Here is a 16,293-nt window from a genome sequence, read left to right as displayed (position 1 = left end):
GCGTTATGGTCGTTCTTTAAAAAATTTACTGAGGCAATAATATAATAAATTCTGCAAATAGATAAGTTTATGCTGCAGATACTATTTTAATAATATCTCCGTTTTCCAGCTGGTGATCAGACCCTATTCTAATTTTTTTCCTTGCATCAATTGCATAGATGAACTTTTCACCAATTTCGGTGTGAATCTTAAATGCCAAGTCCTTTGCAGTAGCTCCTCTTTTTACTAAGTGAGCATCTGGAAGTACATTTCCTTTTTTATCGCAGTATTTATTTTCATCTTCAACAGGATAAACTACAATCATATCGAGTAATTCAAAGTAGGCCTTATTTATGAGGTCCTGAATTCCAGTTCCGCCGTATTTTTTTAAATAATTTCTCATATATTCTAAAGCGTTTTTCTGAGCATCATTTAACGCAGATTCGTTTAAAATCTCAAAATCATTTCCAGTGTAGTTTATAATACCTGCATTCTGGGCCTTTTTCAAAGCAAGTTCTATCTCAGCAGAAGTTGGAATAACTATATAATCTTTAAATTCGCTTTTTAGTTTTTCAATGTTTTCTTCTGCCCCAGGATGATCCGCTTTGTTGGCAGCAATAATCATTGGCTTTGATAGCTTTCTGATATTCTGAGCTATATTCAAAAGGTCTTCTTCAGTCCATTTTATTGGACTTTCGTCTAAGTCTCTTACTGCAATTCTTACCTGATCTTCTGAAATGTTTAAACCACTTAGCTGATCTGCAATTACTTTAACTACGTTTTTTTCCTGCTGAGCTCTCCTGGATAATCTATCCCAGTTTTTGGTTAAAATTCCATAAATCCACATATCAAGTTCATTTAAAAGGAATTTAACATCATCTACGGGATTGTGGTTTTCTGTAGGATTTCCCTCTAAATCTGTTTTACCACTAGCATCTACAACAAGTATGAAAGCATCAGCCTGTCTTAAATCATCTAAAAACTTGTTTCCCATACCTTTCCCTTTATGGGCTTCTGGAACTAATCCTGCAACGTCGATTATTTCAACAGGGATGTATCTCATACCATTTATACATTTTGAGTTCTGTGGGTTGCACTCTATTTCTAACTCTTTACAAGGGCATTCTGCAGTTACAAAAGAAGTTCCTATGTTGGGGTTTATTGTGGTAAATGGATAATTTCCTATATCTACCATTTTTTCAGTCATTGCATTGAATGTGGTTGATTTTCCAACGTTTGGTTTTCCTACTAGTCCCAATATTGCCATTTTTTCGACCTCCGGGAGAAAAAATATAAAATCTTTTGATTTTATGTATTTTTTCACGCTCTTTCTTTTTTAATTAAAAACTTTGAGTTTTTAATTTCCCAAAATCTTTGACTTTATAATAGTGAAAAAATTCAAATATGATTTTCACGTATTTTTTCACCAATATATCATTAATATACCAATAATACTAATAATTTAAAAACCATTATTACGTGTATTTACAAAATCATTTAATATATAATTATTCGTTGGGAACAATAGAAAGAATTATATTAAACATGTTTCAAAATCTACGTTCAAAGATGGCAATAAAAGATTTATCATATGCTATCAAAAAGCGGGGAAATATTAGACTATGGGGACATAACGGGGCGGAAAAACTATAACCTAAGAATCATCAGCGGAATTGATGATTATGAAGGAAAATTTGGAAAAATTACTATCTTCTAGAAGAAAGAGGGCGTTATAATGGTGAAAAAGTTAAGGATGTTTTAATTTTCAGATAAAATCCATATATAAATGGGCATCAGCTAATATACTTATTAATTAGGACGGGGGGTAACTATGACTACCCAATCAGAAAATAAACAGAATGATGGGATTGAAGAATTAAAAAAGAATATTGAACAAGCATATCTAAAATTTAAATCATATATATACTATGATAATACATTACCACATATAAGAATGAAATTAGCAGAATTTGAAGCCAATAATAATGTTGAGAATAAATTTGAAGAGTTAGCAAAAGCCATTATTGATTATAACGGTGGAAAAACTGAATTAAATGAATATCTAGAAGATATAAATTATATGATATTACCAAAAAAAGTTGAAAAACCAAAATATCCAAGTAATATATATAAAAACCATGCAAAATTTGGAAAATATGAAGTAGAAGATTATAATATCTTTATCGATTGTCCAATAGAAATTCATTTAATTTCTGTTTTGTGGATTATGAAAATAGGGCATAAACTCGATGAGGTATTATCTAATAATGTCAAAGGATATAGACTTGTTAGAAATGAATATGAATGTTTTGAAAAGGATAACAAATTCCGTCTTTTTGAGAAGTATCATGAAAAATATTCCAGTTTTCGTGATGATGCCATTAAAAAAGCTATCAAGTGCTATAAAGACAAATCGGATGTGATATTAATAAATATCGATATAAATAAATTTTTTTACAATATTTCATTTGACTTTAAGGAATTGTCAAAAAATGAAGAAGATGAATTTAATAAAAAGCTGAATAATATAATGTCAAAAATCCATGAGGAATTCCAAAATCGTTTAAAAGAAGATAAATTTGTAGATGATATTATAGATAATGGTATATTTAAATATGTATATGCCAATGAAAATAAGGACGATAATAATTTTAATAATATTAAACTTGACAAGGATAATGCCGAAAAGAGAATATTACCAATAGGTCTGCTATCATCGAGCATTATAGCAAATTATGCTTTAAAAGATTTTGATGATATCATTATCAAAAAGGTAAAACCTGAATATTACGGCAGATATGTAGATGATATGTTGTTTGTTTTTGCCAATGAGTATGTTGAAGAGTTGGAAATTGATAAATACAATAACCCTATTGATGAATACGATGAAAAACTTAAAATTGCAAAAATTTTGGAATCAGTCATAAATTGCAATATGAAGGGTTGTGGAAATAGATTAATTAAATATTGCAATTGTAAAATAAATTATGAAGAAAAGAAATGTGGAAAAACTAAGGATGAAGTCGTTATTTATTTCGAAATAAAAAATGATGAAAAGGATGAAACTAAAAAAATTGAAAATACATTTTTAATAAATAGCAATAAAGTTAAAATATACGATTTTGATAAAAACGACCCTATTTATTTGCTTGAAGAATATTCAAAACAGATTACTCGTAATAGGAGCATATTTAAAACTCTGCCCGAAGATGATGACATGAGTTCTACATTAGGTAGCAGTCCTATTAATATAAAATACTCATCATCTTCAAAAAATAGACTGAGCTCTATCGATGGACACAGTTTAGACCATTTTTTACTCTCAACAAATTTAAGCAAAAACATAATCTACAAATTTTTAAGGGCCAAACTACCTGACGAAGATATTAATAAGTATAATCAAACAATAAAATATATTTTCTCAGGCGCGGAAGTATTGGAGATACTTAGATTGTGGGAAAAGATATTTACGTACTACATAATTTCAAAAAACGAAAAAGAGCTCGTTAGTGCTGTAAATGATTTATTGGACATTATTTCAAATATAGAATATAAAAATAAGGATGAAGATGGGGAGAGAGTAATTAATCAAAAAATTGTCGAAAAGATGAAAGAAGATTTAGAATATTACTTATCTCATTCATTAGCCATAGCTATTGGATTAGACCCAAAATTTTACAACAAAAAACTTAAAAATGAATTAGAAAAATTAAATAAAAATAAATTAGGTAGATTATATAAATTTAAAGATGAATTAAATAAATGTGTAGAAGAAAACGAGAAAATTGATAGTTTATTTTCAAGGGCTTTAAATTTAATAAAATCTAATTTAATCAGGCACTATTATATACCAAATTCGTTGTTTAACTATTGTGAATTTAAGGATGATGATTTTAAATCAATTTCATTTGTAAATAAAAAACATGATTATTTAACTAAAAAACGCAAAAATAATGGTGAGTACGAAATTTACAATATAGATGGCAATAAAATAAAATATTCCCCAAGATACATACACCATCATGAAAAAATATTATTCTATAAACGGTTTTTATCATGGGCAAAAGGTAAAGATGTTAATTATAAAGACATATACAATAATAAATCAAAAATTTTCAATTATGATGACAATAAGAGCCCCGATAACTCTACCGAATCAGAACAGTATTATCGAATTTTTATTAATGACAAAAAAGAAAGCAAAAAAGATGAATTAAATAAAGACGACATAAATATTACATATTACATAATTCAGCATGATGAAAAAGACGCCCCAAAATCGTTAAACATTGGAATTGCAAACATTGCGGTTGATAAAAATGACACCTTCAACTCAGTATATGGAAATCCAAATCATAACAATAGTAGATTAGACGCCATTTATCATATATTAAATATGGCTAATGATTCAAAACATAAATGTGATGTATTGATTTTTCCTGAGGTCTCAATTCCTGTTGAGTGGATGGACATATTAATAGACTATTCTAGAAAAAACAGTATTGCAGTGATATTTGGAATTGAACATTTTTCAGTAGATAGTAATGTATATAATTATACATGCATCGCTTTACCCTTCAAAGATGATGAATATAAACATGTTTTTGTTAAATTTAATCTAAAACTTCACGGAGCTCCGGCAGAAAACGAGGAAATAAACCACAATCACCATAAACCAGATGTATGTTATAATCTAATAGATCGATGTGGTATTAACGAAGATAATCATGAAATAGATGTATTTGTATGGAGAGGAACTTATTTCAGCGTATTTAATTGCTATGAACTAGCTGACATAGAATATCGTTCAAAGTTAGTAGGGAAAAACGACTATACCATAGCAATAGAATATAATGGTGATTTAAATTATTTTTCAAGCATTGTGGAAAGTATTTCAAGGGATGTTCATTCATACATGATTCAGGTCAATAATTCAAAATATGGGGATAGTAGAATTACACAACCATCTAAAACGGAAATTAAAGATATTGTCAAAATTAAGGGGGGCGATAATGCCACTTTGATAGTTGGAAAAATAGATATACAATCATTGAGGGATTTCCAACATCAAAGTTATTCATTACAAAAGATGGATAAGAGGTTTAAACCTACCCCTCCAAACTACTATAACAAGATGCATTCAGGCCGGAAAAGAATACCTTAAAAATTGGCGCTAAATACTGCTATTTAAATAATCTTCTAACATATTATTCTTTTTCAAATGCTTCAAAAACTGCACTGGCTTATTATAATTTTCCAATAAATCTCCTAATTCAGCACCGCCACGGCATAAAACATACTGAATAACCATGGAGTTGAAATTTTCATAGTTTACCTTCACATTGGACTTTTTTAAGGATTTTTCAATATATTTTATATTACTTTTTGATTCTAAATTAAATGGTTCGTTTTCAAATTCGGTATGAGGTTTTGGAATAAATGGATTTACACTTATTTCTACCTTTCTAAAATCCTTCTTAATATATTTGGATAAATTTATAACTTCATCAATATCCTCTTCGGTTTCTGTTGGAAGTCCAACCATAAAATATAATTTTACCTTATCAATGTTGTTATTTTTTGCTATTTCCACAGCATTTAAAATATCATCATTTGATATGTCCTTTTTAATATACCCTCTTAATCTCTCGCTTCCAGCTTCTGGTGCTATTGTAAGGGTTTTAAGATTAAGGATTTTTAGGAGCTCATCCGTTATGGTGTCTGCCCTTAGTGATGATGGTGATATTGAAATGTTCTCATCCTTTTCCTTTATATATTGACATAAATCAATTATGTATTTATAATCCCCAACAGATGGGGATATTAATGCAATTTTATTTGTTTTTGTATGTTTTAGGCCCTCATCAACAAGATATTTTAAATCGTCGAGTTTTCTGAATCTCGGTGGATAGTATATACTTCTAGCCATGCAAAATTTACATCTCCTTGGACAGCCCCTTCCAATTTCCAATAAAAAAGCTTCCCCATAGGCCCCAGATGGATGAGTAAATTGATTTATGGGATAGTCTTCAATTCCCAATTTTTTCGGATAAATTCTCTTTATTTTTCTAAAATCTTTCCCATCTACTCCATCAAGTTTTGGATAATAAACACCTTTTAAATCAGTTTTTCCATGTATGAGCTCATACATAATATCGGTTCCTTCAATCTCACCAATTACAAAGGCATCAAAAAAACTGCTCAATGGTAGAGGATTGGCAATTGCACAGGGCCCTCCTCCAATAAAAATAGCATTCGGGTTTTTCTGTTTTAATTCTTTAATTATATTAACCACATTAAAATAGTCGTTTTCATATTGTAGAGTTATGATAATGGCGTCACTATTTTTTATTTTCTCATAATTCTCAATAAAATACATATTGCAGTTTATATCTCGGTATTTATTCAACTGATTGTGTAAAACATGCATAGCTAGGCAGGATATTCCTCCTTTGAATTTGTTTGGATAAACTAAGGCAACGTTTTTAATGACCATACTACCTCCCTGAGAAAATACTAATTTTAAACGTATATTATAGTGGTGTGCATGACCCTATTAAACTAACAATTACCGATAAATTTATCATAAGTATAACCTTTCTTTAAATTAAAAATAAAGTAATTTTGCCTAATTTAATTTTAAATATTCTAATAAGTTTAGTTAAAATTGCACACCACTATATTTTCAGGACTGAGTTTATATTTTTAAAATAATAATATAAAAAAGTATTAACTAAAATAGTGTAATATTGGTTAAATAAATACAAAAGATTGAAAAAGAGTTATTTATTTGGCTAATCCAACAGATGTTGATTTTATAAGCGTTGTAACTTCGTCTCCAACTTTTAACCCTAAATCTTCAGCAGCTTCCTTTGTGATAACAGAGACTATTTTTTGATCCCCCACTTGAACAGTTATTTTTGCCATAACCTGTCCAACATCTATATTACTTACAACGCCTTTCAATTGGTTTCTAATACTAACTTTCATGGTCCACCCCTCTATCTTGTTATAAACGTTATATATCCCTTGTTATAGTATTTAATATTTACTAGGGTTATAAAATTACATGGTTGAGTACTGCCCCACGATTGCGTTCAAAACTAACGAATTTTTCAAAGTTTCCTATTAAAGAACACTGATGTAAATTCAGCATCTCAAATAAAATAATAACTGTTCGATCTTAGGTTTTCGGCCAGTAGAACTATGTTCCGGGAAGTCGTGGCTTCCTGTCGATAAATCCATGATAAAATAGAAAAATGATTATCATAAGTTATATTCGATCTGTCCATTTTTTAAAACTAATTCTTAAAAAAAGAAAAGTGGTGTCAGCTCGCCCATCTTTCATCATCAGTCAGAAGCTACTCCGATCATCATCCACCATAACTTAATTATTTAAAAGTAGTATATATAATATTGGTTTCAACTTGGCGATGAATCTGAACGAACTGGATATAATAAAAACCATCTCAAAACAACGGACTAGTTGCATCCGCTAGATGCCTTATCTATACTCAGATGCATATTTTTCTAAAAGGTGAATCTATGAACGAACTGGATATAATAAAAACCATCTCCAAAAACATAATATACAAAGGAAATGCTATAAAAACTATTGGAGACGACTGCGCAGTTTTTAAACTGGGGGATCAATATTTAACTATAACTACAGATATGATGTTTAAATCCACCCATTTTCCAGACATATTAACGCCATTTCAAATCGGTATGAGGGTAATTACTGCAAATGTTTCAGATATTGCGGCCATGTGTGCAAAACCTTTGGGAATTGTAATTTCAATGGGCTTTAATAATCCAAAAAGTAGTTTTGTAGAGGAATTAACTAAAGGAATGGATTTTATTGCAAAAGAATATGAATGTCCCATTGTTGGCGGAGATACAAACAAATCAAAGGAATTAACACTCTGTGGAACTGCATTTGGAATAACCGACAATCCTATTTATAGAGGGGGAAAAGTTGGGGACAGTATCTGCTTAACAAATGACGTTGGAAGGGTTTATTGTGCCTTAAAGATTCTTGAAATGAAGGATAAAGAAATAATAAGTAAAAGTCGTTTTGAAAATCTTTTGGAGGAATACCCTGAAATCATGAAAAAATTGTGTGAGCCAAGGGCAAGGGTTAAAGAAGGAATTATTATAAACAAACTTATTAATTCCTGCTGCGATATTTCAGATGGACTTTCAAAAGATCTTTCATATATTGGCTGTTTTGAATTGAGCTCAAAGGAGCTCATGGATGCTGTTCCAAATGATGTTGTTGAATTCTGTGAGAGATTTAATTTGGATCCAATAGAAACTGCATTGAACAGTGGAGAAGAATTTGAATTACTCTTTACCACTGAAGAATATTCTAAAGTTAAAGGAATTAAAAATCTAAACGTGGTAAAAATTGGTAAAGTAATTGAAGATGGACATTATATCGATGATAGGGAATTTGAATTTAAAGGATACTTACATTCTTGGTAAACTGTTAGTTATTATCCATAATTGGTTATACCATGAACAAAAAAGAATTAAAAAAAGGATTTGGCATAATTCTAAAGTTTTTAATACTATCTCCCATAATATATCTAATTTTAAAACCTTTGGAAGGGATACTAAAAAGATATATTGCATTTAATAGTTATATTGTTATAAAAATTTTTGAAGAGTGCAGTTTAAAGGATAATATTATATACCTTCCCAACCTTTCTATAGAAGTCATTGAAGGCTGTACTGGGATAACTTCAATATCGATATACCTGGCAGTTGTATTTATTACTGGAAAAAATGTAAAGGAATATTTTATTGGAACTTTGTTTGGTGTAATTTTTATATATTTTGGGAATGTAATTAGGATAGCTTTAATTGGAATATTATCCAACAAGTATGGAAATCCAATATTATTTCATGATTTGGTCAGTTATATTGATGTTCCAGTAATATCAGTTATTGCTACTTTGATTTGGTTTGATATTCAAAATAAAATGAAGAATAAATGATATGAATAGTAGTACAATAAGAAGATAAATAAGATAAATAATATGGTAAAATTTTAGATTTTGGTGGTTAACTTGACAGATTTACAATTTATAAGAGTAAACACCCTGAAAATACCTCCTGAAGATTTGAAAAAAAGGCTTGAGAATAAAGGAGTACAGTTAGAGGAGACTTTTTTAGATTACGCATTTAACGTTTTAAAATCTCCATTCTCAGTAGGGGCTACCCCAGAGTATCTCTTTGGATATTACTTTCTTCAGAGTATATCTTCCATGATACCTCCTGTAGTTCTAAATCCTTCAAAAAACGACCTAGTTTTAGACATGTGTGCGGCACCAGGTGGTAAAACTACCCACCTATCTCAAATAATGGGGGACAAAGGAGTAGTTGTTGCAGTTGAGATAAACAAACACCGAATAAAGAGTTTAAGGTCAAATATAAATAGATTAGGTATTACAAACACCATACTCTTAAATATGAACGCTTTAGGACTCAATGACTATGGTTTAGAATTTGATAAAATACTTTTAGATGCACCCTGTACTGGAAACATTATAAAAGACAAACATAGGGTTGCCACTAGAAGCGATATTAGATTTTGCTCAAACCGGCAGAAGGAGCTCATAACAGCAGCAGTAGATTTACTAAAGGAAAACGGTATATTGGTATATAGTACCTGCTCTTCAGAAGTTGAGGAAAACGAAAAAGTAATTGAGTATTTACTAAAAACCAGAGATGATATTGAATTGGTTGAAATTAAAAGCGATATGTTTAAAGGCATAAATGTAGTTGAAGGTCAGATAGAAGGTACCTTAAGAGTAGTTCCCCCAAATGAACCATTTTTCATTGCAAAATTGAGAAAAATAGAAAATACGGATGATAATAACGTGAAAGTATGACAGAAATTATAGAAATAGATGGGAGTTACCTTGAAGGCGGTGGCCAAATCATAAGGACTTCAATATCTCTTTCTGCAATAACTCAAAAACCTGTAAAAATCACCAACATAAGAAAAAAAAGAAGAAATAAAGGTCTTGCACACCAGCATGTAACCTGTGTTAAAGCCATTAAAAAACTATGCAATGGAAAAGTTGATGGTTTGGAGGTAGGCTCCGAAGAAATCACATTCTACCCAAATAAGATAGTACCAAAAAATTTTGAAATAAATGTTGGAACTGCAGGTAGTGTTTCCCTTGTAATTCAAACACTCTTACCTATGGCAATGTTTATCGATAAAACCGTTGAAATAACAATAATTGGAGGAACTAATGTAAAATATTCACCACCAATTGATTACATTAAGAACGTTACTTTAAAGGTTTTAGGATTTATGGGTTATCGCGGAGATATTGAAATAATTAAAAGAGGTTTTTATCCAGAAGGTGGCGGGAAAGTTAAACTAACCTTAAAACCTTCAGATTTAAAGCCTATTAATTTAGTGGAACATAGAGGAACTAATGTTAAAAAAGTTGAAGGAATAGTTTTCAATCAAAATCTAAGTGAGGATATTCCACGAAGAATAAGAAAATCTGCAATAGATGTTTTAATGAAAAACAACTACATACCAAACATTAAGATAGAAAATACAAATGGGAGCTCCACAGGAGTTGGAATATCTCTGTGGTGTGATACCTTAGGTACAGATGTATTGGGAGAAAGGGGATTAAGATCGGAAACTGTTGGAAAAATGGCGGCTGAAAACTTAATCAATGAACTAAAAACAGGCATGGCTCTTGACAAATATATGGGGGACCAGATAATTCCATTTCTATATTATTCAAAATCCACAGTCGGAGTATCTGAAATAACACATCATACTTTAACCAACATCTATGTAGTTGAAAAATTTTTAGATGTAAATTTAAGATTGAAGAATACTCCAGAGGAATTTGTAATGGATTTTTAATAGGACTGGATGGATAATATTATTAAATTAGTGGTGAAAGAATGTTTGAATACTTTGAAACTATGGCAGATATAGGGATAATTGCAAAAGGGAAGTCTTTAGAAGAAGCTTTTAAAAATGCTGCCAAGGGACTATTTAATTTAATGGTGGATATAAATACCATAGATAAAAAAGAAGAAAGGGAATTTGAAGTAACTTCAGAGGATTTACTTGGACTTTTATACGATTTCTTAACTGAATTACTGATAATACACGATAGTGAGTTTTTAATTTTCTCTGATTTTGAAGTTTCCATAAAAGAAAATAGTACATCAAACGAAGAACCTAAGAAATATATACTAAAATGTACTGCATACGGGGAAGAGTTAAACAAAGAAAAACACGAACCTAAAGAAGAAGTTAAGGCCATAACATATCATAAAATGGAGATTAAACAGGAGAATGAAGAATGGATTATAAGATATATCGTTGATTTATAACCTTGTCCGCATTCTCCTGAAGTTTATTTTTATTCTATCTTCATTTTTTATTCTCTTTATTTATTTTCTTTATTTATCTCTTTATTTTTTTACTTTCTTAGATTTTTTATCGGTTCAGTCATTATCGGCTTCTCTTTAAGAAGTCCCTCGGACTTATAGAACAGCACAAGCAAAGCCAATACTCCAAAGAACACATACTCCAGCCATACGGCCTCGAATGGTAGGTTTAGAATATGCCTAAGTTCAAATTTATAAGTTTCAAGCAATACCCTGACCATTACGAATATGATGGTTCCCAATATTATCCCTTTGTTGTTACCTCTGCCTCCAAGGAGCACAATTAGGAAAGGGAAAAATGTCCATTCTACTCTTGTAAATGCATTGCCAATAACGTTTGAGGAGTAGAATGCATACAAAACACCTGCAATAGCTGCAATAGCAGAACCTACTGCAACAGATTTAATTCTAATTTTCATTATGTCTCTACCAAAAGCTTTCACAATATCTTCATTTTCTCTATGGGCCCTTAGAAGCCTTCCGTATGGTGTATTTAACAGCCTTTCACTAAGCAAATATACCAAAAATGCGATAACTAATGTTAAAATGGTAAAGTAAAGTGTTCTATCTCCACCTGCTGCAAATGCAAGTATGTCTGGAGCAGAAACTCCATAGTAGCCTCCCATAATGCTGGTGTTGTAGTAGGTAAAGAAGAAGGCAACTTCGCTAATTGCTAAGAGTGTAACACCAAGGTAATCGCCTTTGAGTTTTGAACTTGGAAGTATGAATATGGCCCCCACTATCGAGCTCAGGACCATGGCTATGACTATGGAAAGCACCAGTATTCCAAGACCTACAATAGGATCGTTTGCAATCACTTCAGTTATTTTATAGCATGCTTCACCACTTGCAGATACAAGGTCTCCAGGAATGCCATAATACCATATTAAAAGTCTGTTCAGTATTCCTCCGACAGTTATAGCCCCTACTAAAACAGCTAACGCCCTTCCAAAGTTCGGTATTCCTGCATATCCAAACTCCAAGTTAAGACTAAGTGAAACTATGAGATATACCCCAAAGAGGAATAGCATTAAAATTATAAGTTCAACCATCTTTCTAACCTCCTCCACAATTTAGTTCCCGTAATCCCCTCAAGCATTAATAATATAACAATTATCATCATCAAGAGGGATACTACCTTATTATATACTAAGACTCCTGGACCAAATATGTTTGAGAGCTGGTATGTTACTAAAGACTCTGAAAGTCCTACAACATAACCTCCAACAAGAGCTCCAACAATGTTTTGTAATCCCCCTACAATACTTGCAGCAAATACTGACACTATAACCAAACTACCGGTTTGAGGTACTATTTCCTGAAGGAACGGCAATAAAGAACCAGCCATTCCAGCCAGAGCTCCTGAAAGAAACCATGAGAACAATCTCGTATTTTCAACGTTTATACCCATTGTCTCTGCTAAGGCAGGATTTTCCATTGACGCCCTTAATGCAATACCAAATTTGGTTTTATAGAGTAGAATATACAATCCAACAAGAGTCAAAATTACTGCAAGAGTGGATACTATAAATCTTCCAGAGAGCCCTCCGATTTCAAAATCAATGTTTGTAAATACGAATAAAGTCTCTGTCCTTTTTGTTATACTACCTAATGTTTCTGAAAATGCCCCCACAAAACCAAAGAGTATTAAATCCCAGGCAAGAGTGGCTATCATTAACATTTCAATTGATGCCTTCTTCTTAACAAGAGGTTTTAAAACAACAACGTATGTTAATATCCCGACTATTCCTCCAATTATGAATGTTAACGGGACAGAAAGGTAGGGATGCAAACCCAAAGATCTCAGCAATGCCAATGCAACATAAGAACCTACAATGGCAAATGAAGCCTGTGCAAAATTTGGAACTGCCGTTGTTATGTATGTCAATGTCAGCCCAAGACTAAGTAACACAATAAGATTTGACCACACCAAGGCACCTTCAAGAACTCCCATATTTAATCACCTTTCTCTTCATTAACAAGCCCTAAGAAATAACTCTGGAATTTTTCATGCTCAAGTAGCTCCTTTGCAGGACCTTCGTAAGCCACACTTCCACTTACAAACATATATCCCTTGTCGCTTATTTCAAGGGCTTTTTTTGCATTTTGTTCAACCAATAATATCGCCATATTATGCTCGTCCCTGAGCTCGAGTATTTTGTTAAATATTACATCAGCGAGTTTTGGAGAGAGCTGAGCAGTTGGTTCATCTAGCATCAGAACTTTGGTTTCTCTTACCAAAGCTGTGGCCATGGCTAAAAACTGTCTCTGCCCCCCACTAAGAGTACCGGCTTTTCTATTGAGTAAATCTTTAAGTTCGGGAAATACGCTTAATGCAAACTCTATTCCTTCCTTTGTCTTATCCTTGTTCAGGATATAGCCTGCTATCTCAAGATTCTCCTTAATAGTCAAGTTTGTAAATACATTGTTGGTCTGGGGAAGATATGCCATACCAAATTTTGTTTTCCCGTGTGGAGGGACGTTCGTTATCTCATTATCTTCCAAATATATCTTTCCAGAATATATTGTCGTTAATCCAAAAACTGTTTTAAGAAATGTGGACTTACCACTTCCATTTGGTCCCACTATAGTGGTGATTTTCCCCTTCTCAGCTTTAACATCGACGTCGAAAAGTATCTGTAATTTGTCATAACCTGCGCTGAGTTTCTCTGTCCTAATCACCGAGATACACCTCCACAACCTCAGGATCTGTTAATACATTTTCAATTTCTTCTTTGCCCTTACCTTCGGCTATTACACGCCCATTGAACATAACATAAAGATGATCTATATACTGCAAAACAATATCCAACCTGTGTTCAACTATTAAAAGCGAAATTCCTCTCTTTTTAAGGTCGATTAAATGACTAAATATCTCATGAGCTAAACCAGGAGCAACCCCTGCAATAGGTTCATCCATTATTATTAATTTTGGATTTGTCATTAACGCCCTCCCAATCTCTAATAGCTTCATCTGCCCCCCACTAAGTGATCCAGCAGGTTTATCCCATAGATGATCAAGTTTAAGGAATTCCAAAGTGTTAAATGCCCGTTCAACCAATTCTTCCTCTTGATCTAACCATTTTTTGTAAATTAAACTATTCACGATGTCCTCGCCACGATGTCTCTCAGCTATTAGAAGATTCTCCAAAATTGTCATGGATTTTAAGGGATTGGGATTTTGAAAGGTCCTAATCACCCCATAGTCGTATATTTCATTTGGTTCTTTATTTGTTATATCCCTACCTTCAAACAATACATTACCTTCATCAGCTTTTAAAAAACCAGAAACAACATTAATAAACGTAGATTTACCACTCCCATTTGGTCCTATTATAAGTGTAAGAGCTCCCTCATCCACCGTTATATTTGTGTTATCAAGAGCTTTTAAACCGTCAAAATACTTGGAGAGGTTCCTTGTCTCGAGTAAAGTCATAATACACCTCCAAAATAGAAATTAAAATCATATCAAATAAAATTAAAAAATATGGGATAATTATGGATTTTCAATCCATTCAACAGTCTTGGTATCAAATTTCCAGACTCCTACCTTTTCCCATCCATTTTTAGTAACTTTATATATTGCATAGTCACCGCTTGCCCTGTCATTGAATTTATTAAGTGTTATATCGCCAGTTACTGGTTTTTGGCCATACTCCCCTTTGTTGTATTTATCAATGACTTCTTTCATTTTTACGACCATTAAATCTGGATCGTATTTTCCATTTTCTTGGATAACTTCGGCTTGGGCTAAACTGGCAACCCACAATGCATCATAGGATATTAACCCATACGCATCTGGGGAACCCCCGAATTTTTGAGCATATTTTTCCTTAACTTTTTCTGCATCTGGACCAAATGATTCAAATATGGTACTCCAGAATCCAACTCTTGATAATCTGTCTTTTAATTCTTCTAATTTATCACTTTTAACGGTTCCATCTGAACCAACCCATTTAACTTCCCAAAGGAATGAGTCATCAGGTATTTGTGAGAACATTGTAGCTAATTCTTTGAATCCTACTGCAATTACCCCAACATTCTCTTTACCATATTGATCACTTAATGTTTTAACTTCACTTTCAACTTTACTTAGGTATGGTGACCAGTCTGATGGTGATGGGTTACTTGGATATTCAATTGATTCTTCAAGGGTAACGCCTGCATCTGGAAGATTTTTCTTTATCTCATTTGAAAGACCTTTACCCCATGCATCTCCCCTATATATTATAACAACATGTTTTAAGTTGAGACTTGATACTTCACCAGCTATTGCTTGCCCTTGAAGATCATCACTCGCAACAAATCTAAACAAATACTTTTTTTGATTAGGGCTTGTGACACCTATCAAAGGTGGAGCAGCAGTTGATGATGGTGAAATAGCTATTATTTTATTAGATTCTGTAAAACTTCTTATGTTTTTAACTTCACCACTAGAAGTTGGTCCGATTATGACATTTACGCCCTTACTTTTCAAAGTTTGAATTTTTTCCAGTGCTATCTTTGGATCAGTTCTAGTATCTTCAACATAAAGTTCTACCTGATAAGGTAGTCCCTCTTTTTTAAAGTAGTTATTTATGTCTTCTTTTGCAATTTCCAGGTTATTTTTAACACTTACTCCAGTGTATGAGAGAGGTCCTGAGAGATCTGCAACTACACCTATCTTAATAACATTTTCTTGTGAGGTTCCAGTTTCTCCTGTTCCTTCACCGACACACCCGGCACTTAGAACGACCAATATTAAAAGTCCTATGGATAGAACCTTCTTCCACATTTTTTATCACCCATATAGTTAATAATAGGCGGAATTTACCTTCCGATATTAATTTAATATCTATAACTATATATTTTCCCATAATATGTACGTTAAAA

13 protein-coding genes and 1 pseudogene are annotated in these 16,293 nt (G+C 32.1%); 6 read left to right on the top strand and 8 right to left on the bottom strand.

Translation table 11 applies throughout. The features are described from left to right. Nucleotides 1–67: 67 nt before the first annotated feature. The gene (locus tag F555_RS0108055) at nucleotides 68–1,246 is read right to left on the bottom strand and encodes a redox-regulated ATPase YchF (RefSeq protein ID WP_018154713.1); all 1,179 of its coding nucleotides are present in this window, start codon (nucleotides 1,244–1,246) and stop codon (nucleotides 68–70) included. Nucleotides 1,247–1,810: 564 nt separating this feature from the next. On the opposite strand from F555_RS0108055, the gene F555_RS0108050 reads away from it, so the two are divergent. Next, entirely contained in the window at nucleotides 1,811–5,143 is a 3,333-nt protein-coding gene (locus F555_RS0108050; protein WP_018154712.1) for an RNA-dependent RNA polymerase family protein, read from the top strand. A gap of 9 nt (nucleotides 5,144–5,152) precedes the next feature. On the opposite strand, the gene F555_RS0108045 is transcribed toward F555_RS0108050, so the two are convergent. Continuing rightward, nucleotides 5,153–6,475, bottom strand: a complete 1,323-nt coding sequence (locus F555_RS0108045) for a B12-binding domain-containing radical SAM protein (RefSeq protein ID WP_018154711.1) — start codon at nucleotides 6,473–6,475, stop codon at nucleotides 5,153–5,155. 290 nt (nucleotides 6,476–6,765) lie between these two features. After that, nucleotides 6,766–6,969 (bottom strand): TOBE domain-containing protein, encoded by a 204-nt coding sequence (locus tag F555_RS0108040; protein WP_018154710.1) that lies wholly within the window; start codon nucleotides 6,967–6,969, stop codon nucleotides 6,766–6,768. A gap of 555 nt (nucleotides 6,970–7,524) precedes the next feature. On the opposite strand from F555_RS0108040, the gene thiL reads away from it, so the two are divergent. The 5 genes and pseudogenes from thiL to F555_RS0108015 all read left to right on the top strand — a co-directional run bounded on the left by thiL (nucleotide 7,525) and on the right by F555_RS0108015 (nucleotide 11,364). After that, entirely contained in the window at nucleotides 7,525–8,466 is a 942-nt protein-coding gene (thiL, locus tag F555_RS0108035) for a thiamine-phosphate kinase (RefSeq protein WP_018154709.1), read from the top strand. A 32-nt stretch (nucleotides 8,467–8,498) separates the two neighbouring features. Next, entirely contained in the window at nucleotides 8,499–8,981 is a 483-nt protein-coding gene (artE, locus tag F555_RS0108030) for an archaeosortase family protein ArtE (RefSeq protein ID WP_018154708.1), read from the top strand. A 72-nt stretch (nucleotides 8,982–9,053) separates the two neighbouring features. Then, nucleotides 9,054–9,878, top strand: coding sequence for an NOL1/NOP2/sun family putative RNA methylase (locus tag F555_RS0108025; RefSeq protein ID WP_018154707.1), 825 nt, complete (start codon nucleotides 9,054–9,056; stop codon nucleotides 9,876–9,878). Further along, nucleotides 9,875–10,902 (top strand): annotated as a pseudogene (gene rtcA / locus F555_RS0108020) (RNA 3'-terminal phosphate cyclase). The gene F555_RS0108025 and the pseudogene rtcA overlap by 4 nt, the downstream one beginning before the upstream one ends. A 24-nt stretch (nucleotides 10,903–10,926) precedes the next feature. Next, nucleotides 10,927–11,364, top strand: a complete 438-nt coding sequence (locus F555_RS0108015) for an archease (protein ID WP_018154706.1) — start codon at nucleotides 10,927–10,929, stop codon at nucleotides 11,362–11,364. An 89-nt stretch (nucleotides 11,365–11,453) separates the two neighbouring features. Here the strand turns inward: F555_RS0108015 and F555_RS0108010 are convergent, their stop codons facing one another. The 5 genes from F555_RS0108010 to F555_RS0107990 are packed head-to-tail and all read right to left on the bottom strand — an operon-like array spanning nucleotide 11,454 to nucleotide 16,195. Next, complete coding sequence (locus F555_RS0108010) at nucleotides 11,454–12,473, bottom strand: branched-chain amino acid ABC transporter permease (protein WP_018154705.1); 1,020 nt, start codon at nucleotides 12,471–12,473, stop codon at nucleotides 11,454–11,456. After that, a complete protein-coding gene (locus F555_RS0108005; protein WP_018154704.1) occupies nucleotides 12,458–13,375 on the bottom strand; it encodes a branched-chain amino acid ABC transporter permease in 918 nt (305 codons plus the stop codon). The genes F555_RS0108010 and F555_RS0108005 overlap by 16 nt, the downstream gene beginning before the upstream one ends. Nucleotides 13,376–13,377: 2 nt before the next feature. Continuing rightward, the gene (locus tag F555_RS0108000) at nucleotides 13,378–14,103 is read right to left on the bottom strand and encodes a branched-chain amino acid ABC transporter ATP-binding protein (RefSeq protein WP_018154703.1); all 726 of its coding nucleotides are present in this window, start codon (nucleotides 14,101–14,103) and stop codon (nucleotides 13,378–13,380) included. After that, a complete protein-coding gene (locus F555_RS0107995) occupies nucleotides 14,096–14,857 on the bottom strand; it encodes an ABC transporter ATP-binding protein (RefSeq protein ID WP_018154702.1) in 762 nt (253 codons plus the stop codon). The genes F555_RS0108000 and F555_RS0107995 overlap by 8 nt, the downstream gene beginning before the upstream one ends. A gap of 60 nt (nucleotides 14,858–14,917) precedes the next feature. Further along, a complete protein-coding gene (locus tag F555_RS0107990; RefSeq protein WP_018154701.1) occupies nucleotides 14,918–16,195 on the bottom strand; it encodes an ABC transporter substrate-binding protein in 1,278 nt (425 codons plus the stop codon). Nucleotides 16,196–16,293 lie beyond the last annotated feature (98 nt).

Origin of the sequence: Methanothermococcus thermolithotrophicus DSM 2095 (assembly GCF_000376965.1) — an archaeon.
GTDB lineage: Archaea > AGJL01 > Methanococci > Methanococcales > Methanococcaceae > Methanothermococcus > Methanothermococcus thermolithotrophicus.
This window is presented reverse-complemented; position numbering and strand designations above follow the sequence as displayed.

Excerpts from the sequence above, each read along its gene's own strand:
- F555_RS0108010 (WP_018154705.1), bottom strand. The coding sequence starts at position 12,473 with ATGGTTGAACTTATAATTTTAATGCTATTCCTCTTTGGGGTATATCTC.
- F555_RS0108040 (WP_018154710.1), bottom strand. The coding sequence starts at position 6,969 with ATGAAAGTTAGTATTAGAAACCAATTGAAAGGCGTTGTAAGTAATATA.
- F555_RS0108015 (WP_018154706.1), top strand. The coding sequence starts at position 10,927 with ATGTTTGAATACTTTGAAACTATGGCAGATATAGGGATAATTGCAAAA.
- F555_RS0108005 (WP_018154704.1), bottom strand. The coding sequence starts at position 13,375 with ATGGGAGTTCTTGAAGGTGCCTTGGTGTGGTCAAATCTTATTGTGTTA.
- F555_RS0107990 (WP_018154701.1), bottom strand. The coding sequence starts at position 16,195 with ATGTGGAAGAAGGTTCTATCCATAGGACTTTTAATATTGGTCGTTCTA.
- thiL (WP_018154709.1), top strand. The coding sequence starts at position 7,525 with ATGAACGAACTGGATATAATAAAAACCATCTCCAAAAACATAATATAC.
- artE (WP_018154708.1), top strand. The coding sequence starts at position 8,499 with ATGAACAAAAAAGAATTAAAAAAAGGATTTGGCATAATTCTAAAGTTT.
- F555_RS0108045 (WP_018154711.1), bottom strand. The coding sequence starts at position 6,475 with ATGGTCATTAAAAACGTTGCCTTAGTTTATCCAAACAAATTCAAAGGA.
- F555_RS0108055 (WP_018154713.1), bottom strand. The coding sequence starts at position 1,246 with ATGGCAATATTGGGACTAGTAGGAAAACCAAACGTTGGAAAATCAACC.
- F555_RS0108050 (WP_018154712.1), top strand. The coding sequence starts at position 1,811 with ATGACTACCCAATCAGAAAATAAACAGAATGATGGGATTGAAGAATTA.
- F555_RS0107995 (WP_018154702.1), bottom strand. The coding sequence starts at position 14,857 with ATGACTTTACTCGAGACAAGGAACCTCTCCAAGTATTTTGACGGTTTA.